20 protein-coding genes are annotated in these 18,704 nt (G+C 68.1%); 4 read left to right on the forward strand and 16 right to left on the reverse strand.

What is annotated here, in order from left to right:
* Nucleotides 1–117, forward strand: a 117-nt coding sequence (locus tag AB4120_RS21205; RefSeq protein WP_441641843.1) for an IS3 family transposase, incomplete at its 5' end; no start/stop codon positions are given.
* A gap of 73 nt (nt 118–190) precedes the next feature.
* Here the strand turns inward: AB4120_RS21205 and AB4120_RS21210 are convergent.
* The 3 genes from AB4120_RS21210 to AB4120_RS21220 form a co-directional block, all read right to left on the reverse strand.
* Complete coding sequence (locus AB4120_RS21210; RefSeq protein ID WP_149136388.1) at nt 191–2,104, reverse strand: gamma-glutamyltransferase family protein; 1,914 nt, start codon at nt 2,102–2,104, stop codon at nt 191–193.
* A gap of 162 nt (nt 2,105–2,266) precedes the next feature.
* Nucleotides 2,267–3,391: a CAP domain-containing protein gene (locus AB4120_RS21215; RefSeq protein ID WP_262389466.1), complete on the reverse strand. Its 1,125-nt coding sequence runs from the start codon at nt 3,389–3,391 to the stop codon at nt 2,267–2,269.
* A gap of 259 nt (nt 3,392–3,650) precedes the next feature.
* Nucleotides 3,651–4,601, reverse strand: a complete 951-nt coding sequence (locus AB4120_RS21220; protein ID WP_441642814.1) for a LysR family transcriptional regulator — start codon at nt 4,599–4,601, stop codon at nt 3,651–3,653.
* A 156-nt stretch (nt 4,602–4,757) separates the two neighbouring features.
* On the opposite strand from AB4120_RS21220, the gene AB4120_RS21225 reads away from it, so the two are divergent.
* Both AB4120_RS21225 and AB4120_RS21230 read left to right on the forward strand, forming a co-directional pair.
* The gene (locus AB4120_RS21225) at nt 4,758–6,020 is read left to right on the forward strand and encodes an acyl-CoA dehydrogenase family protein (RefSeq protein WP_144201491.1); all 1,263 of its coding nucleotides are present in this window, start codon (nt 4,758–4,760) and stop codon (nt 6,018–6,020) included.
* 210 nt (nt 6,021–6,230) lie between these two features.
* Nucleotides 6,231–6,923 carry a glutathione binding-like protein gene (locus tag AB4120_RS21230; RefSeq protein WP_149136390.1) on the forward strand — a complete coding sequence of 231 codons (693 nt, stop codon included), beginning with the start codon at nt 6,231–6,233 and terminating at the stop codon, nt 6,921–6,923.
* Between the two features lie 22 nt (nt 6,924–6,945).
* Here AB4120_RS21230 and AB4120_RS21235 read toward each other — a convergent pair whose 3' ends face one another.
* Nucleotides 6,946–7,599 (reverse strand): hypothetical protein, encoded by a 654-nt coding sequence (locus AB4120_RS21235; protein ID WP_149136391.1) that lies wholly within the window; start codon nt 7,597–7,599, stop codon nt 6,946–6,948.
* A 289-nt stretch (nt 7,600–7,888) separates the two neighbouring features.
* On the opposite strand from AB4120_RS21235, the gene AB4120_RS21240 reads away from it, so the two are divergent.
* Nucleotides 7,889–8,269 (forward strand): helix-turn-helix domain-containing protein, encoded by a 381-nt coding sequence (locus tag AB4120_RS21240; protein ID WP_092292459.1) that lies wholly within the window; start codon nt 7,889–7,891, stop codon nt 8,267–8,269.
* A 22-nt stretch (nt 8,270–8,291) separates the two neighbouring features.
* Here the strand turns inward: AB4120_RS21240 and ureG are convergent, their stop codons facing one another.
* The 12 genes from ureG to urtB are packed head-to-tail and all read right to left on the reverse strand — an operon-like array spanning nt 8,292 to nt 18,636.
* The gene (gene ureG / locus AB4120_RS21245; protein ID WP_144201497.1) at nt 8,292–8,915 is read right to left on the reverse strand and encodes an urease accessory protein UreG; all 624 of its coding nucleotides are present in this window, start codon (nt 8,913–8,915) and stop codon (nt 8,292–8,294) included.
* Between the two features lie 13 nt (nt 8,916–8,928).
* Nucleotides 8,929–9,621: an urease accessory protein UreF gene (locus AB4120_RS21250; RefSeq protein WP_149136392.1), complete on the reverse strand. Its 693-nt coding sequence runs from the start codon at nt 9,619–9,621 to the stop codon at nt 8,929–8,931.
* Nucleotides 9,622–9,639: 18 nt separating this feature from the next.
* A complete protein-coding gene (gene ureE, locus AB4120_RS21255) occupies nt 9,640–10,248 on the reverse strand; it encodes an urease accessory protein UreE (RefSeq protein ID WP_149136393.1) in 609 nt (202 codons plus the stop codon).
* Between the two features lie 12 nt (nt 10,249–10,260).
* Complete coding sequence (gene ureC / locus AB4120_RS21260; RefSeq protein WP_149136394.1) at nt 10,261–11,979, reverse strand: urease subunit alpha; 1,719 nt, start codon at nt 11,977–11,979, stop codon at nt 10,261–10,263.
* Nucleotides 11,979–12,284, reverse strand: a complete 306-nt coding sequence (locus tag AB4120_RS21265) for an urease subunit beta (protein ID WP_149136395.1) — start codon at nt 12,282–12,284, stop codon at nt 11,979–11,981. The genes ureC and AB4120_RS21265 overlap by 1 nt, the downstream gene beginning before the upstream one ends.
* Nucleotides 12,285–12,315: 31 nt before the next feature.
* The gene (locus AB4120_RS21270) at nt 12,316–12,954 is read right to left on the reverse strand and encodes a HupE/UreJ family protein (RefSeq protein ID WP_149136396.1); all 639 of its coding nucleotides are present in this window, start codon (nt 12,952–12,954) and stop codon (nt 12,316–12,318) included.
* 28 nt (nt 12,955–12,982) lie between these two features.
* Entirely contained in the window at nt 12,983–13,285 is a 303-nt protein-coding gene (locus tag AB4120_RS21275; RefSeq protein ID WP_144201510.1) for an urease subunit gamma, read from the reverse strand.
* Between the two features lie 33 nt (nt 13,286–13,318).
* Complete coding sequence (locus AB4120_RS21280) at nt 13,319–14,191, reverse strand: urease accessory protein UreD (RefSeq protein WP_187645081.1); 873 nt, start codon at nt 14,189–14,191, stop codon at nt 13,319–13,321.
* Nucleotides 14,192–14,200: 9 nt separating this feature from the next.
* Nucleotides 14,201–14,893 (reverse strand): urea ABC transporter ATP-binding subunit UrtE, encoded by a 693-nt coding sequence (gene urtE / locus AB4120_RS21285; RefSeq protein ID WP_149136397.1) that lies wholly within the window; start codon nt 14,891–14,893, stop codon nt 14,201–14,203.
* A 2-nt stretch (nt 14,894–14,895) separates the two neighbouring features.
* Entirely contained in the window at nt 14,896–15,777 is an 882-nt protein-coding gene (gene urtD / locus AB4120_RS21290) for an urea ABC transporter ATP-binding protein UrtD (RefSeq protein ID WP_149136398.1), read from the reverse strand.
* The gene (urtC, locus tag AB4120_RS21295; protein WP_149136399.1) at nt 15,774–16,991 is read right to left on the reverse strand and encodes an urea ABC transporter permease subunit UrtC; all 1,218 of its coding nucleotides are present in this window, start codon (nt 16,989–16,991) and stop codon (nt 15,774–15,776) included. The genes urtD and urtC overlap by 4 nt, the downstream gene beginning before the upstream one ends.
* 1 nt (nt 16,992) lies before the next feature.
* The gene (urtB, locus tag AB4120_RS21300) at nt 16,993–18,636 is read right to left on the reverse strand and encodes an urea ABC transporter permease subunit UrtB (RefSeq protein ID WP_149136400.1); all 1,644 of its coding nucleotides are present in this window, start codon (nt 18,634–18,636) and stop codon (nt 16,993–16,995) included.
* Nucleotides 18,637–18,704 lie beyond the last annotated feature (68 nt).

An 18,704-nucleotide genomic window follows, 5' to 3' on the forward strand; every position in this document is an offset into this window, starting at 1 on the left:
CAGTTGCGTCGTGGCATAGCCGAATACATCCGGTACTACAATCACGACCGCATCAAGCTCAAGCTAAAAGGGCTGAGTCCTGTGCAATACAGGACCCAGCCCTTGGCCGCGGCCTAACTTACCCGTCCAACTTTAGGGGGTCAGTTCACTTCGCGCCCTTTTGCTTTCCTACGCCATCAATCCGGCTGGTTCACTCCCCCAGCGCCACCCCTTCGCGCCGCGGGTCCGCGCCGCCGGCCCAGCCCGGCTTGCCGTTCGGCAGCGTCTTGCGCACGATGGCCTGCGTGCCGCTCGTCATCTCGATCTCGGCCACCTGGTGGCCCATGCCACGCAGCGATTCCACCAACTGCGGCGTCACCAGACCCTTTTCCACCTCGGTCGGGCCATTACGGCTGCCGAAGTTGCCCATGCCCACGGCGGTCTGCACGTCCATGTCCCAGTCCAGCAGGCCGACCAGCGTCTTCGACACGTACTCGATGATCTGCGAGCCACCCGGCGAGCCCAGCGCCGCCACCAGCTTGCCGCTCTGGCGGTCGAACACCAGTGTCGGCGCCATCGACGAGCGCGGGCGCTTGCCCGGCTGCACGCGGTTGGCCACCGGCTTGCCGTTCTCGGTCGGCGTAAACGAGAAATCGGTCAGCTGGTTGTTCAGCATGAAGCCGCGCACCATGATGTGCGATCCGAAGTACGACTCGATGGTGGTGGTCATCGACAACGCCCCGCCCCGGTTGTCCACGGCCACGATCTGCGAGGTGGAGATACGCGGCGGCGAGCGGTCCGGCGCGAACGCCACACGCATACCGGGCGGCGTGCCCGGCTGGGCCTTGCCCATGCTCTTGTCGCCGATCAGCGCGGCGCGCTCGGCCAGGTAGGCCGGGCTGACCATCGCGGCCACGTCCACCGGCACGAAGTCGGCATCGGCCACGTAGAGACCACGGTCGGCGTAGGCCAGGCGGTCGGCCTCGGAGATCGCGTGCACGGCCAGCGGCGCGGCTTCCACGCGGGCCGGGGTGTTCACCGGCTGGGGCTTCAGGCTGGCCAGCGCGTAGCGCGGGTCGCGTTTCTCAAGGGCCTCCAGCGTGCCGAGGATCTGGGCGATGGCGATACCGCCCGACGACGGCGGCGGCATGCCGCACACCTTCCAGCGCTTGTAGTCCGTGCAGACCGGCACGCGCTCCTTGGCGCGATAACCCTTCAGGTCGGCCGTGCTCAGGCTGCCCGGATTGGCATGGCCGTTGACCTTGGCGGCGATGTCCTGCGCGATCGGCCCGTTATAGAACACGTTCGGACCACCCTTGGCGATCTCGCGCAGGGTCTTGGCCAGTTGCGGATTCTTGACGAGGGTGCCGACCGGCTTGGCCTTGCCCTGCGTATCGAGGAAGTAGCCGGCCATCTCTGACGAGCCGATCATGAACTTGTCCGCCGCCACTTGCGTGTAGAGCCGCTGCGACATCGGGAAGCCATTCTCGGCCAGCGTGATGGCCCGCTGGAACAACCGCGCCCAGGGCAGCCGGCCATGCTGGCGGTGCGCCATCTCCAGCGCGCGCAGCACGCCGGGCACGCCCACCGAGCGGCCGCCGATCTGGCCTTCGGAGAACTCCATCGGCTTGCCGTCCGCGCGCATGAACAGATTCTCGGTGGCGCCAGCCGGGGCCGTCTCGCGGCCATCGTAGGCCTGCACGCGCTTGCCGTCCCAGTACATGATGAAGGCGCCGCCACCGATGCCGGTGGCCTGCGGCTCCACCAGCGTCAGCACGGCCTGCATGGCGACGGCGGCGTCGATGGCCGAGCCGCCCGCGCGCAGGATCTCGCGCCCGGCCTCGGTGGCCAGCGGATTGGCCGCGGCGGCCATGTGCTTCTGCCCGTAGCTGGTGGTCATGCCCGGCCGATAGCCCGACGAGACCTCCGGCGCAGGCGGCATGGCCGCAGGCGCCTGGGCCGGCGCAGCCGTGGCCGCGCTCGATGCCGATGGCGTGCCGGCGTCCTTGGCGGCGGTGCCGCAGCCCGCCAGCACGGCGGCGAGCGCCACGGCCAGCGTGCCGCGCCACAGCAAGGAGGGGGTTGACGGGGGAACTGCCGGTGTCTTCGTCACTGCGCGAGCCATGCCATCTCTCCTGGGGGGAAGCTGTGGCGATTGTAGACGCAGATGACCGGTAATGCGCTTGTAAACGGCTGATTGGCCGACTGGCCGATTGGCCGATCGGGGGTGACCGGCGCGGAGACGGGGCGGCGGACGCCACCCCGTATACATATAGTCAGTCCGCCATCACAGCGTGGTGAACGACCAGTTCAGGTTCACGCCCTGCCCGTTCAGCGTGCCGCCGACGGTGACGTTGTAGCGGGTCTTGGCCGCCAGCGGGGCGCGCGGCGTGCAGATGGCCAGCCCGCGCGCGTAGCTTGACATGCCCGAGGTGCGCGCATCCACCTTCTCGCAGGGCACGTTGGTGCCGGCGGCGTCGGTGATGGTGAACGTATCGGCATTGAACGTCAGCGACGTGTTGATGGCCTGCACCGACACCGGGTAGCCCATGGTCTGGCCTGCGTACGCCGGCGCCGGGTTGGGGCTCTCGTTGTTGACCCAGCTCGCCGGCACATCGGCCTGGCCGCTGTACGGGTACGCCACCATCTGGTTGTCCGCGCCGCCCTTGCTGGCATCGGCGAGGTCGATGGTCTGGTAGTAGCTGGCCGTGGTGCCGCCGCTGCTGCCGGCGCCCACGCTTTCGGCAAACCCGCTGCCGGCCGAGCCGTAGCTGCCCAGCAGCGCGGCGCGGTGGAACGGCGCGTTGACGAGGTCCGCCACGAGCGCGTCTTTCGGCGTCATCGACAGGTTGACGCCCGTCGCGCTGGTCCACTTGTTGCCGGCCGCCACGACTTCGGCCGTGGCATTGGTCGGATAGGCGGCCTGGATGCGGTCGTTCGGCGCCGCGCCGGTGTAGCCGGGCTTGCCCGACTGCTCGTCGTGCGTGAGCAGGTTGTTGGCCAGCATGTAGGCGGTGTGGTTCTGGGCGACGGCATTAAGCGCGTCGCGCGCGGTCAGCGGCGGCAGGCCCACCTGCTCGCGCCGGTAGTTGGCGTAGCAGAGGCCAGCGCTGCGCGCCTCGTCCAGCACGCGATAGCCCGAGACGCCGGTGCCACGCGCCGGCAGCAGGCTCACGCTGCCCGTAACCGGCGCCGGCGCGCTGCCGCTCACCGTGTAGCAGGCGCGATCGGCGCCAGCCGGGAGCGTCGCCGTCTGGCCGCTGCCGGGGGCTTGCCCGGACGCCGCCTGGCTCGCATTGGCGCCACCGGCTGCCGGGGCGGCACTGGTACCGGCGCTGGGCGCGCTATCGCCGCCACCGCCACAGGCGGTGAGCGCGAGGGCGGCGCAGGCCGCCAGGATCGTCATCGGCATGGGTCGCGCGAAGGCGTTCGCGCGGGAGGGCATGGAATCGTTACGCAAGTGTTTCCCTGGCATCGGAATGCGGCTCTGTAATCGTGGATGGAGGGGACTGCCGGGTGTGGACGCGCGCGCATGCGCGGTGTCAGGCGGGCATGAGGCGTCCGGGGCAGGTGGAACGGGACGATGTTAGGGAGCGCCTCCCGCATCGTCCAGCCTGCTAACAATGGCTTACGTTGTGACCCGCGCGCGCGGCACGGGGGAGAAATGTGCGTTACGCGTCGGCCGGAGGCGTGTCGCCCATGCCGCCCATGCCGTTCCCGAGCGACGTCATCACCGCCATCAGCTGCTCGCGCAGCCAGCGGTTGGCGCCGTCGTTCTCGCCGCCGGCATGCCAATAGAGATGCAGTTCGAGCGCCGGCACCTTGAACGGCAGCGCCAGCAGCCGGTTGGCGTAGGGCTCATTGGCGATGCGCGCGTAGCGCATCGGCAAGGTGGCGAGCAGGTCCGTGCAGCTGACCACGCGGCAGGCCGCCGCATAGTGCTGGCAACGCAGCCGCACGCGGCGCGTCAGGCCCATCCGGTGCAGCGCCTGATCCTCCAGCCCCGCCCCGCGCCGACGTGACGACACGTGCACATGTTCGGCCGCCAGATAGCGCTCCAGCGTCAGCTCCTTCTTCACCAGCGGATGGTCGCGCCGGGCCAGCACCACCATCGGATCGGACATGAACGCGGCATGGTGAATCGCCGGGGAAACCGGCAGCAGGATGTCGATGGCCGCGTCCAGCGTGCCGGCGAGCAGTTCGGACTCCATCTCGCGGCGGTCGAAACGGATCGCCGCGATCTCCACATGCGGCGCCATCGCCGTCACGCGCGCCATCAGCGGCGGCAGCAGCGTGGATTCCAGCGCGTCACGCATGCCGATGGTGAAGCGGCGCGTGGTGGCGGTGGGGTCGAAGTGCGGCGTATCCTGCAGCGTGCGCGCGAACGACTGCAGCGCGCCGCGCACCTCGCCCGCCAGCGAGCGCGCCAGCGGCGTGGGCGCCATGCCCTGCCCGCGCCGCTCGAACAGCGGATCGTCGAACAGCGTGCGAAGCCGCCCCAGCGCATGGCTGACGGCGGGCTGCGTCAGGTTGAGCTGACGCGCGGCCGCGGTGATGCTGCCTTCGCTGTAGATGGCATCGAACACCACGAAGAGGTTCAGGTCGATCCGGGATAGCTGCATGGCAGGCATTCTGGCATGGAAATGCAGGATATTGATACTGTCCAATCCAGAAAATTCATTTTTCTTATTACACGCAGTCCGCTAGAGTAGGCCCCAGTCGGCATCCGTTCCAAGCGATGCCTGCCGTCACACCCCCGAATGTAGCGAGGAGACCCCATGCAATTCGAGTACACGCCCAAGGTCAAGGACATGCAGGCCCGGCTGCTGGCCTTTTTCGACAAGCATATCTATCCGAACGAAAAGCGCTTCTACGCCGAGATCCAGGCCAACCGCGAAGCCGGCAACGCCTGGATTCCCACCAAGGTGGTCGAGGAACTGAAGCCGCTGGCACGCGAGGCCGGGCTGTGGAACCTGTTCCTGCCGCGCTCCAAGCGGGCACCGGAGGGGCTCTCGAACCTCGAATACGCGCCGATGTGCGAGATCATGGGCCGCGCGCCCTGGTCGCCCGAGGTGTTCAACTGCGCCGCGCCGGACACCGGCAACATGGAAACGCTGGAGCGCTACGCCTCCGAAGAACTCAAGGACCAGTGGCTGGAACCGCTGCTGCGCGGCGAGATCCGCTCGGCCTTCCTGATGACGGAGCCGGACGTCGCCTCGTCGGACGCCACCAATATCAGCTGCCGCATCGAGCGCGACGGCGACCATTACGTGATCAACGGCACCAAGTGGTGGTCGTCGGGCGCCGGCGACCCCCGCTGCAAGGTCTACATCGTGATGGGCAAGACCAATCCCGATGCTGGCCGCCACGAGCAGCAGTCGATGATCGTCGTGCCGGCGGACACCCCGGGCATCACGATCAAGCGCTTCCTGCCCGTGTTCGGCTATGACGATGCGCCGCACGGCCATATGGAGATCGAACTCAAGAACGTGCGCGTGCCGGCTGCCAACATCCTGCTGGGCGAAGGGCGCGGCTTCGAGATCGCCCAGGGCCGCCTCGGCCCGGGCCGGATCCACCACTGCATGCGCAGCATCGGCGTGGCCGAGCGCGCGCTGGAACTGATGTGCAAGCGCAGCCTGGACCGCGTGGCATTCGGCAAGCAGATCGCCCGCCAGGGCGTGACGCAGGAGCGCATCGCCGAAGCCCGTTGCGACATCGAGATGGCGCGTCTGCTGACGCTGAAGGCCGCCTACATGATGGACACCGTGGGCAACAAGGTGGCCAAGGCCGAGATCGCCATGATCAAGGTGGTGGCGCCGAACGTGGCGCTGCGCGTGATCGACTGGGCGATCCAGGTGCACGGCGCCGCGGGTGTCTCGGGTGACTTCCCGCTGGCCAACTGGTGGGCGCACCAGCGTACGCTGCGCCTGGCCGATGGTCCGGACGAGGTGCACCGCAACGCCATCGCCAAGCTGGAACTGGCCAAGCACATGAGCCTGAACCCGGACAGCATCCAGATGCCGGTGACGCGCGGCTCCTGAGCCACGGCACCTGCTGGACATAGCAATTCCCCGAAGCGCGCGACCCGTGGGTCGCGCGTTTTTTCATTGGCGCGGCGCGATGCCCGCACCGCCAGCAGGCTTATTTCTTCTGTGCTCTAATCGCTCGGACCCTGGCGACGCTGGTCGCCGGGCCCCTTCCCCATCGGAATTATCCGAACATTTCCGAAGCAGCCAGGAGAGCGCTCTCTCATGATCGACGTCTACACCTGGGCCACGCCCAACGGTCACAAGGTTCACATCATGCTCGAGGAATGCGGCCTCGAGTACAAGGTCCATCCGATCAACATCGGCGCCGGCGACCAGTTCGGCGAGGACTTCCTCAAGATCAGCCCGAACAACAAGATCCCGGCCATCGTCGATCCCGACGGGCCGGACGGCAAGCCCATTTCGCTGTTCGAGTCGGGCGCCATCCTGCTGTACCTGGCCGGCAAGACCGGCAAGTTCCTGCCCGAGGACGTGCGCGGCAAGTACGAAGCCCTGCAGTGGCTGATGTTCCAGATGGGCGGCGTGGGGCCAATGCTGGGCCAGGCGCACCACTTCCGCATCTATGCGCCGGAGAAGATCGAGTACGCGGTGAACCGCTACACCAACGAGGCCAAGCGGCTCTATGGCGTGATCGACAAGCAGTTTTCGCAGCACCCCTGGCTGGCCGGCGACAGCTACAGCGTGGCGGACATCGCCACCTTCCCGTGGCTGCGCAGCTGGCAGAACCAGGGCGTGGAACTGGACGACTATCCGCACCTGAAGCGCTGGTTCAACGAGATTGCCGAGCGCCCCGCCGTGAAGCGCGGCGTGGAAGTGCTCGCCAAGGAGCGCAAGCCGATGCGGACCGACGCGGAGCGCGAGATCCTGTTCGGCGCCACGCAGTACCAGCGCCGCTGATCGCCGGCATCCCGGTCAGCCGTCAAGCCGCCCGGGGCAGCGCGAGCGCCGGTTCGGCCTCGCCGACCGGCGAGCGTGCGCAGCACAGCAGGCCCGCGCCGGGCACCATGGCGTCGATGCAGTAGTCGTCGTAACGCTCCGGCGCGAAGGCCATGCCCGGTTGCAGGTAGACGGTGCGCACGCCAGCCGTACCGCGTGTGGCACGCCATTGCAGGCACAGCGTGCCGCGGAAGCAGGTGGCCCAAATCGTGTCATGCGCGTGCAGCCGCTGGGCCCAGTCGGGCTCGCCGGGCTCGATCACGACGAAACTCGGGGTGCCGGGCCGGCTGCCGGCCTGCGGCGCGGTGCGTACCAGCACGCTGTCCAGCACGGCCTGGAGCATGACCGGCTGCCCCGGCTGGGGCGTGAAGACATCGCCCCCGGCCAGCGCGGCCAGTTCCTGGCCGGCGGACAGCACGCGCAGGCCGCCGCGCAGGCAGGCCCACCACTCGCCCGGGGCGGAAACGATGCCGGATTGCATGTCGCCGGCACGCAGGAACACATGGTGGCAGGCATGACCGAGCCCGGCCGTTGCCGGAATGACACATAACTGTAAACCGACGCTCAGGTCCGGAGAGTCCGGCAGGGGCGGCGTTGCACCGCACAACCCGGCGTCGAAAAACGAAAAAATCTGCATGGCATTCCCCAAAACGGAGCCTGGGACGCATGGGTCCCACGGAATGCGCAATGGCGGCAGGCCACGATGCGGCGCGGATTTCCGCCCGCCGACCTCCCCCCACACTGCGCGACTGCCCCGTTTCGGTACGGCTTAAGTGCCGTCCGGTAATACCATCGCTTCCGTACCCGTTTTGGGTACATCCCTTATGATGCGGATCTGGCACCGATAGAACGACGAACTATAGGTTGTCGTGACGCTTGGGTCAAACCCTTAGGCTCTGAGCGACTTAAAATCCACAAAGCAGCATATGACAGGCGACCCTCTCAAGCTGTTCGGGCGACATCTGACCTGGTTGCGCAAGCAGCGCGGCTGGTCTCAGGAAGCCCTGTCGCTGGAAAGCGGTCTGGCAAGATCGTACCTCAGCGGCATCGAACGCGGCACACGTAATGTGGCTCTTTATAACATATGTACTCTAGCTGACACACTCGGCGTGGCACCGCCCGAGATGCTGGACTTTTCGCGCCACGAAACCGCCGCCGCGCCCGTGGAGGCGCCGCGTTCGCCGTATCAGGCCGACACCTCGCCGGCCGTGCAGGCGACGATGCGCTACATGGCCGAACTGAGCGATTTCGAGCGCGACGTGGTGGCCGGCGTAGCCCGCGCGCTGGCCCGCAAGCAGCCGCGTTGAGCCTGCCCCCACCCGCCGCACCTTATACAGTCAGCAAGCCCTGGCGTTCGATAAAGGCGATGACCTGATCGAGCCCCTGCCCGGCCTTGACGCTCCCCATCACGAATGGCCGCTCCCCGCGCATCTTGCGGGCGTCGGCTTCCATGATCTCGAGTGAAGCGCCCACGTACGGCGCGAGATCGGTCTTGTTGATGACCAGCAGGTCAGACTTCGTGATTCCCGGCCCGCCCTTGCGCGGGATCTTCTCCCCGCCGGCCACGTCGATCACGTAGATCGTCAGGTCGGACAATTCCGGGCTGAAGGTGGCGGCCAGATTGTCGCCGCCAGACTCGATGAAGACGATGTCGGCATCGGGGAACTTCGCCAGCATGCGGTCCACGGCCTCGAGGTTGATCGAGGCATCCTCGCGGATCGCCGTATGCGGGCAGCCGCCCGTCTCCACCCCCATGATCCGCTCCGCCGGCAGCGCGCCGGAGATCGTCAGCAGGCGCTGGTCTTCCTTCGTATAGATGTCATTGGTAATGGCGACCAGGTCGTAACGGTCGCGCATGGCCTTGCAGAGCATTTCCAGCAGCGTGGTCTTGCCGGAGCCCACGGGGCCGCCCACGCCAACGCGCAGGGGCGGATTTTTCTTGGTTCGGGTCATGTTTGTGGCTGGGTCAGGAACGGAACAGCCGGGAGTACTGCGTCTCGTGGCGTGCGGAGAGCAGCCCCAGCATCGGGGAAAACGTGGACAGGCGGGGCGGATCGGCGTCGGCGCGTTGGACGGCCTCATCGACCACGGCCAGCACGGCCGGGTGCAGCCCGCGCAGGATGTGCTGGCCGGCCACCTGGCCGAGCGGCACCGCCTTGATCGCGGCGGCGACCTGGTTTTCGGTCCAGTTGAAGGCATAGGCCGCCAGGCCGTCACGCGCGTCCACGCCCAGCGCCACGCAGGCGGCCGTGAACGCGGTGGGCAGGCAGATTGGCGCCAATTCGGACAAGTCAGATGCCATGGCGGCACCGCCCCACCCCATCTGGCCGATCAGCTTCGACAGCGACCAGCCCATCTGCTCGGTTTCGAGCCGAAGCTCGGCTGTCTCGCGCGTGGCGTGGAACCAGTCGTTCCAGCGCCGCACGGCGGCCAGGTCGCGCGCCTGCCAGGCGCGATGGAGCAGCAGCCAGACCGGTGCCTCGCAGTGCGCCTGCACATGCGTGAGGTTGTCCCGGATCCACCGCTCGGCGCTGGCCGCATCGGTGACCAGCCCGCAGTCGATGGCTGCCTCGAGCCCCTGCGAATAGCTGAAGCCGCCAATCGGCAACGCCGGCGACGCCAGATGCAGCAGCGAGATCAGTTGGGGAAGCGCGGTCATGGGGCGGTTGGTGCGGATTCAGTGCTTGTGGCCGCAGTGCTCATCATGAACGTGGTCATGGTCGTGACCGTGGTCATGGCTGTGACCGTGGTCATGCTCGTGCGAATGCCCATGATGGTCATGGAACACCGCCTGCGCCGCCGCGTAATCCTCAGCGAAGGTGGCGTCGTGGCCGTGTTTGTGGCCGCCGCCGTAGGCGCCGGCCTCCGGCTCGAAGGGTAGTTCGGCGCGGGTGGCCTGCACGCCGAGGCGGGCCAGCATGTCCGCCAGCACGGCGTCGAATTCCAGCCGCAGGTAATCGCGGCCGACTTCCACCGGGGTGTGCCGGTTGCCCAGGTGGTAGGCGGCGCGCATCAGGGCCAGCGGATCGGTTGCCGTCACTTGCAGCACGGACTCGGGGGCCGCCTGCACCTCGACGAAGGTGCCGTCCTCGGCCACCAGCAGGTCGCCGCCACGCAGCACGGTGCCGCGCGGCAGGAACAGCGCGGCTTCCGCCCCGTTGTCGAGCACGGCGCGCAGGCGGCTCTTGCTGCGCTCGCCGAACGGCAGCACGAGCTTGGGGGCGCGCCGCACCAGCACCGGCGCAATGCCGTGCGGGGCGGGGAGGAGTTTGTCGATCTTGATCACAATCAGGGGCCGTCAGAACAGGAAATAGCGCTGCGCCATTGGCAGCACGGTGGCGGGTTCGCACATCAGCAGTTGGCCATCGGCGACTACCTGATAGGTCTCCGGGTCCACGGTGACGTGCGGCTGCCAGTCATTGTGGACCATATCGCGCTTGCTCACCGTACGCGTGCCGCGCACCGCCGCCAGCGTCTTGGCCAGCCCGTAGCGCCCGCCCACGTCCGCCGCCAGCGCCGCCTGCGACACGAAGGTCAGCGACGAGCGCGGCAGCGCCCCGCCCGCCGAGGCGAACATCGGCCGGTAGTGCACCGGCTGCGGCGTGGGGATGGACGCGTTGGGGTCGCCCATCGCCGCTGCCGCGATCATCCCGCCCTTCAGGATCAGGCTCGGCTTCACGCCGAAGAAGGCCGGCTTCCACAGCACCAGGTCGGCCCATTTGCCCACCTCGATCGAGCCCACCTCGTGCGCGATGCCATGCGTCAGCGCCGGGTTGATCGTGTACTTGGCGATGTAGCGCTTCACGCGGAAGTTGTCGTGGCCGCCGCGCGCGTCGTGCGGGTCACCCGGCAGCTTGCCGCGCTGCGCCGCCATCTTGTGCGCGGTCTGCCAGGTGCGGATGATGACCTCGCCCACGCGGCCCATGGCCTGCGAATCGCTCGAGATCATCGAGAAGGCGCCCAGGTCGTGGAGGATGTCCTCGGCCGCGATGGTCTCGCGGCGGATGCGCGACTCCGCGAAGGCGATGTCCTCGGCAATCGCCGGGTCCAGGTGATGGCACACCATCAGCATGTCCAGGTGCTCGTCCAGCGTGTTCACGGTGTACGGGCGCGTGGGATTGGTCGACGACGGCAGCACGTTGGCCTCGCCGCAGACCTTGATGATGTCCGGCGCGTGGCCGCCGCCGGCGCCCTCGGTGTGATAAGTGTGGATCGTGCGGCCCTTGAAGGCGGCGATGGTGGCCTCCACGAAACCGCCCTCGTTGAGCGTGTCCGTGTGGATGGCCACCTGGGTGTCGGTGGCATCCGCCACAGTGAGGCAGGTGTCGATGGCCTGCGGCGTGGTGCCCCAGTCTTCGTGCAGCTTCAGGCCGATCGCGCCCGCCTCGACCTGCTCGGTCAGCGGGCCGGTCTGGCTGGCGTTGCCCTTGCCCAGGAAGCCGATGTTCATCGGGTAGGCATCGGCCGCCTGCAGCATGCGCTCCATGTACCACGGCCCCGGGGTGACCGTCGTGGCGAAAGTGCCCGTGGCCGGGCCGGTGCCGCCGCCGATCATCGTCGTCACGCCGCTCATCAGCGCTTCCTCGATCTGCTGCGGGCAGATGAAGTGGATGTGGCTGTCGATACCGCCGGCGGTGACGATCATGCCCTCGCCCGCGATGACCTCTGTGCCGGGCCCCACGACGATGGTCACGCCGGGCTGGATGTCCGGATTGCCGGCCTTGCCGATCGACGCGATGCGGCCGTGTTTGAGGCCGATGTCGGCCTTGACGATGCCCCAGTGGTCCACGATCAGCGCGTTGGTGATGACGGTGTCGACGCAGTCCTTGGCCATGCGCTGGCTCTGGCCCATGCCGTCACGGATCACCTTGCCGCCGCCGAACTTCACTTCCTCGCCGTAGATCGTATAGTCACGTTCGACCTCGATCACCAGCCCGGTGTCGGCCAGCCGCAGGCGGTCGCCGGTGGTGGGGCCGAACATCTCGGCATAGGCCTGCCTGGAGATTTTCACGCTCATCACAGCGCTCCCATGATCTTGCCGTTGAAGCCGTAGACGATGCGGTCGCCGTCCAGCGCCACCAGTTGCACCGTGCGCGACTGGCCGGGCTCGAAGCGCACCGCCGTGCCGGCGGCGATATCCAGCCGGAAGCCGCGCGCGGCCTCGCGGTCGAAGTCGAGCGCGGCATTGGTTTCGTAGAAGTGGAAGTGCGAACCCACCTGCACGGGGCGGTCGCCGGTGTTGGCCACCGTGACGTTCACCGTGGCGCGGCCCGCGTTCAGTTCGATTTCGCCGTCGAGCGGCATCAGTTCACCGGGAATCATCGCAAGGCTCCTTGAGGGTCACGTCCGCCGCTCAGGCGACCAGCAGGCCGGCGCCGTACAGCGCCACGCCAGCCCCGGCCACGCGGGCGATCCAGCCCGCATGGCGACGCAGGAACAGGCCCGCGCCGATGCCCAGGCCGTGCAGCACCATCGTCGCCACCGCGAAGCCGCACACGTAGGCCAGCACTGCCGGCATGGCCCCGGCCGTGGCCGGCAGCTCGGCGCCGTGCGCGTAGCCGTGGAACAGCGCGAAGCCGCCGACGATGGCCATGCCGGCCATGGCCGACAGGCGTGCCCGCACGGCCACCAGCAGGCCAATCACCAGCAGCGACACCGCGATCATCGGCTCCACGGCCGGCAGCGTCACGCCGGCAAGACCCAGCGCCGCGCCCACCAGCATCATGGCGACGAAGGCCAGCGGCAGGCGCAGCAGGTCGGCCTTGGCCGGCGCGCCTTGCCCGAAGGCGCCGCGCGAACTGGTGGCGAGCGCGCTCCACACGCCCACGGCGGCCATCGCCAGCAGGTGGTCCGCGCCGGTGAACGGGTGCAGCACGCCGGCCCAGAGGCTGGCGCCCACGGTGGCGGCGTCATGGCCGGGATGGGCGAAGGCGGACGCGGTGGCCAGGGTCAGCACGGTGCCCGTGGCGGCGCGATGGAGGAATCGGTGCATGGTTGCTCTCTTGTTGTGGAATCGGATGTCAGACGATGGGATGGTGCACGGTGACAAGCTTGGTGCCGTCCGGGAAGGTGGCTTCCACCTGGATCTCGGGGATCAGCTCGGCCACGCCATCCATGACGTCTTCGCGGCTGAGCACGGTGGTGCCCTCGTGCATCAGGTCGGCCACGGTGCGGCCGTCGCGCGCGCCTTCCATGATCGCGGCGGTGATCAAGGCCACGGCCTCGGGGTAGTTGAGCTTGAGCCCGCGTGCGCGGCGGCGCTCGGCCAGCAGGGCGGCGGTGAAGATCAGCAGCTTGTCCTTCTCGCGCGGCGTCAGTTCCATCGTTCTGTTCCTCGTTCTTTGCTTGTCTTGTTGTCAGGTGGCCCAGAGGCGCAGCGGTCGCGCCGCCACGCCATGGATCGGCGCGCGCAGCATGGACCAGGCGCCGGTCATCACGCGCCGCACGGCTTCCATGTCACGCCCCAGCACGCGCAGGAGCAGCATGGACTGCCCTGCAGACCCGGCGAGGCAGGTCACGCCGGCGCGCAGGTCCGGCGCGTAGGGTAATTGTTCGGCCAGGGTTTCGGCCAGCGCCGGCGTGGCGCCCTGCCCCACGGCCCAAAGCGTGCCGAGAATGTGCAGGCCGTCCATGCCCGCCTCGGCGGGGCGCAGCGGCGAGGTGGCATCGACCTGCGATTGCTCGATCCACAGCGCGCGGTCCGTGCCGGCCACGCGGGTATCCAGCCAGAGCGCGCCGCTCGACCAGCGCTCGCCCGAGGCCTGCCGGCCCAGCACCACGGCATCCCAGCCGATGGCGCTGCCGGTGGGCGCCACGACGACGTCCGTGGCAATGCGGGCGCGCGCATCGTCGAACACGATGTTTTCCTGCGGCAGCCAGTCCAGCCGGGCGCCATCGGCCACATCGATGCGCACCTGCTGGGCGGCCTCGCGGCCGAGCGACTTGTACCATTTGGTGGCGCCCGGCGTGGCCAGCACGGCATGGGCGCCGGCTTCCACGGCGATGTCGATGTCGAGCCTGTCACCGCCGGCCACGCCGGCGGGCGGATGCAGCACTACTACATGGCAGATGCCGCCTTCAGGATACAAAGGCTTCTGCACCAGCAGCGGCCCCTGATGGCGGCGCTCGACCAAGGCGGTGCGGCCCGCGCGCGCGGCAAAGCGCAGGCGCAGGCTGGCGTGCCAGGCGGCGGGCATGGCGAGTTGGGAGGGGAAATCGGGGTGACGCATGGGCGAAGATTACACCGCGATCAGCTCCCGCACACCATCCTGTTCCATCGTGGCGCCCTCGCCCCGGGCCACCACTTCGCCCCGGCTCATGACGACGTAGTGATCGGCCAGATGACGGGCGAACTCGTAGTACTGCTCCACCAGCAGCACCGTCATGCCGAACTCGTCCACCAGCAGGCGCAGCGCGCGGCCGATGTCCTGAATGATGGACGGCTGGATGCCTTCGGTGGGCTCATCGAGGATCAGCAGTTGCGGCTCGCTCATCAGCGCCCGGCCGATGGCCAGTTGCTGCTGCTGGCCGCCGGAGAGGTCGCCGCCGCGGCGCGAGCGCATCGTGCGCAGCACCGGGAACAGCTGGTAGATGCGGTCCGGCACGCCGTTTGGGCGCGCGCGGCTGGCGGCGCCGATCAGCAAGTTTTCCTCGACGGTCAGGCGCGGGAAGATCTCGCGGCCCTGCGGCACGTAGGCCAGCCCCGCCGAGACGCGCTCGTACGGGGCCTTCTTTTCAAGGGCGCGGCCCTCCCAGCTGATCTGCCCGCTGCGGGTGGGCACCACGCCCATCAGGCATCTGAGCAGCGTGCTCTTGCCCACGCCGTTGCGGCCGAGCAGCGTGGTCAGCTTGCCCTGGGGCACCTCGAACGAGATGTCGCGCAGGATGTGGCTGCCGCCGTAGAACTGGTTCAGTGCATTGACCTGCAGCATGGTTACCTTCCCAGATAGGATTCGATCACGCGCTCGTCGCGCTTCACGGCGTCTAGCGTGCCTTCGGCGAGCAGGCTGCCTTCGGCCAGCACCGAGACCTTGCCAGACTCGCCGGCCAGCGCCGCCACGAATTCCATGTCGTGCTCCACCACCATCATCGAGCAACTGCCGCGCAGGCTGTTCAGCAGGCCGGCCAGTTGCATCGTCTCTTCGTCGGTCATGCCGGCCACGGGTTCATCGAGCAGCAGCAGTTGCGGCTGCTGCATCAGCAACATGCCGATCTCCAGCCGCTGCTTCTGGCCGTGGGACAGCAGGCCGGCCGGGCGATACGCCTCGTCCTCGAGCCCGGTCAGCGCCAGCGTTTCCTCGATGCGGCGATGGCCCTCGCCGGTCAGCCGCGCGCGCAGCGACGACCACCAGCGCTTGTCCGCCTTCATCGCCAGTTCCAGGTTCTCCCAGACCTCGTGCTGCTCGAACACCGTGGGCTTCTGGAACTTGCGGCCGATGCCGACCTGCGCGATGCGCGGCTCCGTCATCCGCATCAGGTCGATGGACTGCCCGAGGAAGACGCGTCCGCTGACGTTGGCGTTGCGCGGGCCGGTCTTGCCGGTGATGACGTCCATCATCGTGGTCTTGCCGGCGCCGTTCGGGCCGATCACGCAGCGCAGCTCGCCGTGATCGATCGACAGCGACAGCTTGTTGAGCGCGCGGAAGCCGTCGAACTGCACGGTCAGGTCCTCCAGGTAGAGGATGGGACCGTGCGAGGTGTCGATGACGCCGGGCTCCAGCACGCGGCCCAGGCCGGTGGCGTCGCCGCTCTCCGCCTGATCCGCGCCGCGCTGTGCACTGTGTTGTGCGCCAGGTTGTGAGGTGGCCGCGTTCATGCCTCGCTCCCTTGTTGCGGGGTCACGGCGGCCGGGTTCACCGCCTCGCCCGTGGCCGCCTGGATCTTCTGGGCGGCCGTGCGCTTGCCGCGCAGGCGGCGCCACAGGCCCACCACGCCATCGGGCAGGTACAGCGTCACGAGCACGAACATCGCGCCAAGCAGGAACAGCCAGTACTCGGCGAAGTAGGCCGTGAACATGGTCTTGGCACCGTTGACCAGGAAGGCGCCGACGATCGGCCCGATCAGCGTGCCGCGGCCGCCCACGGCCACCCAGACCGCCATCTCGATGGAGTTGGCCGGCGACATCTCGCCCGGGTTGATGATGCCCACCTGCGGCACGTAGAGCGCGCCGGCAATCCCGCACAGCACGGCCGAGAAGGTCCAGACGAACAGCTTGTAGCCGAGGGGGTTGTAGCCGGAGAACATCACGCGCATCTCGGCATCCCGCACGGCGGTGACCACCCGGCCCAGCTTCGAGGTGACGATGTAGCGGCACGCCACGAAGCCGCCCAGCAGCGCCAGGAAGGTCAGCACGAACAGCGCGGCCCGGGTTTCCGGCGCGGCCACCGCGTAGCCGGCGATGCGCTTGAAGTCCGTGAAGCCGTTGTTGCCGCCGAAGCCGGTCTCGTTGCGGAAGAACAGCAGCATCGCCGCGTAAGTCATGGCCTGCGTGATGATCGACAGGTACACGCCCTTGATGCGCGAGCGGAACGCGAAAAAGCCGAACAGCCACGCCAGCACGCCCGGCACCAGCACCACCAGCAGCAGCGCGTACGGCAGGTGTTCGGTGCCGTGCCAGAACCAGGGCAGTTCCTTCCAGTCGAGGAACACCATGAAGTCGGGCAGGTCGCTCTTGTACACGCCTTCACGGCCGATCGCGCGCATCAGGTACATGCCCATCGCATAGCCGCCCAGCGCGAAGAACAGCCCGTGGCCGAGGCTCAGGATCCCGCAGTAGCCCCACACCAGGTCCAGCGCGATGGCCGCCAACGCGAAGCACATGATCTTGCCGATCAGCGTCAGCGCGTAGGCCGACAGGTGCAGCGGGTGGCCCTCGGGAATCACCAGCGCGCAGATCGGCACGCCGACGGCGACCACCAGCGTGAGGATGACCAACGCCAGCCACACCTTGCGCGAGAAGAGCGGCTGGCGCTCCGGAACCGAGAGGCGGAACGGCGCCCCGTTCGAGGATTTCGATTGAAAGCTACGCATCTCATGCCTCCGCGCTGCGCCCTTTGAGCGCGAACAGGCCCTGCGGGCGTTTCTGGATGAACAGCACGATCAGCACCAGGACGAAGATCTTGGCCAGCACCGCGCCGTAGAACGGCTCGATGAACTTGTTGATGATGCCGAGCCCGAAGGCGCCGACGATGGTGCCGGCCAGCTGGCCCACGCCGCCGAGCACCACCACCATGAACGAATCGATGATGTACGCCTGCCCGAGGTCCGGGCCCACGTTGCCGATCTGGGACAGCGCGCAGCCGCCCAGCCCGGCGATGCCGGCACCGAAGGCGAAGGCGTAGCTGTCCACCTTCCACGTACGCACGCCCACGCAGGCCGCCATGGTGCGGTTCTGCGTGGTGGCACGCACGAACAGCCCGAGCCGGGTGCGGTTCAGCACGGCCCACGCCACGGCCACCACGGCCAGCGCGAAGGCGATGATGACGATGCGGTTGTACGGAATCACGAGGCCGGCCATCGCCGTCACGCCGCCGCTCATCCAGTTGGGATTGGCCACTTCCACGTTCTGGGCGCCGAAGATGGTGCGCACGGCCTGCATCAGCAGCAGGCTGATACCGAAGGTGGCCAGCAGCGTCTCGAGCGGGCGGCCGTACAGGTGGCGCAGCACGATCCGCTCGATGGCGAAGCCGACGACGCCCGCCGCCAGGAACGACGCCGGCAGCGCCGCCAGCAGGTACCAGTCGAACGCGTTGGGGGCATAGGCGCGGAACAGCGTCTGCACCACATAGGTGGCGTAGGCGCCGATCATCAGGAACTCCCCGTGCGCCATGTTGATAACGCCGATCAACCCATAGGTGATGGCCAGGCCCAGCGCGGCCAGCAGCAGCACGCTGCCAAGGCTCAGGCCGGCAAACAGGTTGCCGAGCAGCTCGGCGCGGCCCTGCTCGCCGCGCATCTTGTCGATGGCCTGCTGGGCGGCGGCGCGCACATCGGCATCGGGCTCCTTGAATTTGCCGGCTTCGTCGCGCTCGACCAGCGGCATCAGCTTCTGGCGGATCTGCGGGTTGCTGTCCTGGCCGAGGATACGGATGGCTTCCAGTCGCGCGTCGCGCGTGGCGTCGGTGCCTTGCGCCAGCACGGTGCTGGCCCAGATCACGTCGAGCCGGGCGCGCAGGCCGGCGTCGGCCTCGGCCTTGCGGGCCGCTTCAACGGCTTCACGCGAGGCATTCTCGGGTTGATCGGACAAGGTGTTGATGGCCTGCGTGCGCACCGCGATGTCCGGCGATTGCAGCAGCAGGCTGCTCGCGGCGCTATCGACGATGGCCCGCAGGCTGTTGTTCAGCGTGAGCGACTCGAGTTCATCGGCCTTCACGGTCACCGGCTTGCCGGTGATGGCATCGACGGTCTTGCCGTCGTCCTGGCGCACCATGCCCACTGATGGCGCATATTGCAGCGTGTCGTCCTGGAGTGCACGCAGGATCGGGCCAGCCTGTTCGGGCGGCGCCTGGGTCAGCGCGGCGAGCGCAGCCGTCTTGGCGTCGAAGTCGTCTTCAACCAACGGCTTGAGGTCCGCCTGGGTGAGCGGTGCCGCCCACAGCGGCGCGGCGGCCAGCAGCAGCGCAGCCAGCATGGCGCGCAGCCACGGCAAGGCGGACGGGAATGGAGATCGGTGCATAGGGCTGGCTGGCGTCTGATATTGCGCGATGGTTCGCGTCTTTTATGCGTGGAACGACCGAGGGAGGG

Source organism: Cupriavidus sp. 2KB_3 (assembly GCF_052115685.1).
GTDB lineage: Bacteria > Pseudomonadota > Gammaproteobacteria > Burkholderiales > Burkholderiaceae > Cupriavidus > Cupriavidus campinensis.

Excerpts from the sequence above, each read along its gene's own strand:
- AB4120_RS21280 (WP_187645081.1), bottom strand. The coding sequence starts at position 14,191 with ATGCGTCACCCCGATTTCCCCTCCCAACTCGCCATGCCCGCCGCCTGG.
- AB4120_RS21210 (WP_149136388.1), bottom strand. The coding sequence starts at position 2,104 with ATGGCTCGCGCAGTGACGAAGACACCGGCAGTTCCCCCGTCAACCCCC.
- AB4120_RS21235 (WP_149136391.1), bottom strand. The coding sequence starts at position 7,599 with ATGCAGATTTTTTCGTTTTTCGACGCCGGGTTGTGCGGTGCAACGCCG.
- AB4120_RS21270 (WP_149136396.1), bottom strand. The coding sequence starts at position 12,954 with ATGCACCGATTCCTCCATCGCGCCGCCACGGGCACCGTGCTGACCCTG.
- AB4120_RS21225 (WP_144201491.1), top strand. The coding sequence starts at position 4,758 with ATGCAATTCGAGTACACGCCCAAGGTCAAGGACATGCAGGCCCGGCTG.
- urtB (WP_149136400.1), bottom strand. The coding sequence starts at position 18,636 with ATGCACCGATCTCCATTCCCGTCCGCCTTGCCGTGGCTGCGCGCCATG.
- ureC (WP_149136394.1), bottom strand. The coding sequence starts at position 11,979 with ATGAGCGTGAAAATCTCCAGGCAGGCCTATGCCGAGATGTTCGGCCCC.
- AB4120_RS21215 (WP_262389466.1), bottom strand. The coding sequence starts at position 3,391 with ATGCCGATGACGATCCTGGCGGCCTGCGCCGCCCTCGCGCTCACCGCC.
- urtE (WP_149136397.1), bottom strand. The coding sequence starts at position 14,893 with ATGCTGCAGGTCAATGCACTGAACCAGTTCTACGGCGGCAGCCACATC.
- AB4120_RS21240 (WP_092292459.1), top strand. The coding sequence starts at position 7,889 with ATGACAGGCGACCCTCTCAAGCTGTTCGGGCGACATCTGACCTGGTTG.
- AB4120_RS21275 (WP_144201510.1), bottom strand. The coding sequence starts at position 13,285 with ATGGAACTGACGCCGCGCGAGAAGGACAAGCTGCTGATCTTCACCGCC.
- AB4120_RS21265 (WP_149136395.1), bottom strand. The coding sequence starts at position 12,284 with ATGATTCCCGGTGAACTGATGCCGCTCGACGGCGAAATCGAACTGAAC.
- AB4120_RS21250 (WP_149136392.1), bottom strand. The coding sequence starts at position 9,621 with ATGACCGCGCTTCCCCAACTGATCTCGCTGCTGCATCTGGCGTCGCCG.
- urtD (WP_149136398.1), bottom strand. The coding sequence starts at position 15,777 with ATGAACGCGGCCACCTCACAACCTGGCGCACAACACAGTGCACAGCGC.
- urtC (WP_149136399.1), bottom strand. The coding sequence starts at position 16,991 with ATGCGTAGCTTTCAATCGAAATCCTCGAACGGGGCGCCGTTCCGCCTC.
- ureG (WP_144201497.1), bottom strand. The coding sequence starts at position 8,915 with ATGACCCGAACCAAGAAAAATCCGCCCCTGCGCGTTGGCGTGGGCGGC.
- AB4120_RS21220 (WP_441642814.1), bottom strand. The coding sequence starts at position 4,601 with ATGCAGCTATCCCGGATCGACCTGAACCTCTTCGTGGTGTTCGATGCC.
- AB4120_RS21230 (WP_149136390.1), top strand. The coding sequence starts at position 6,231 with ATGATCGACGTCTACACCTGGGCCACGCCCAACGGTCACAAGGTTCAC.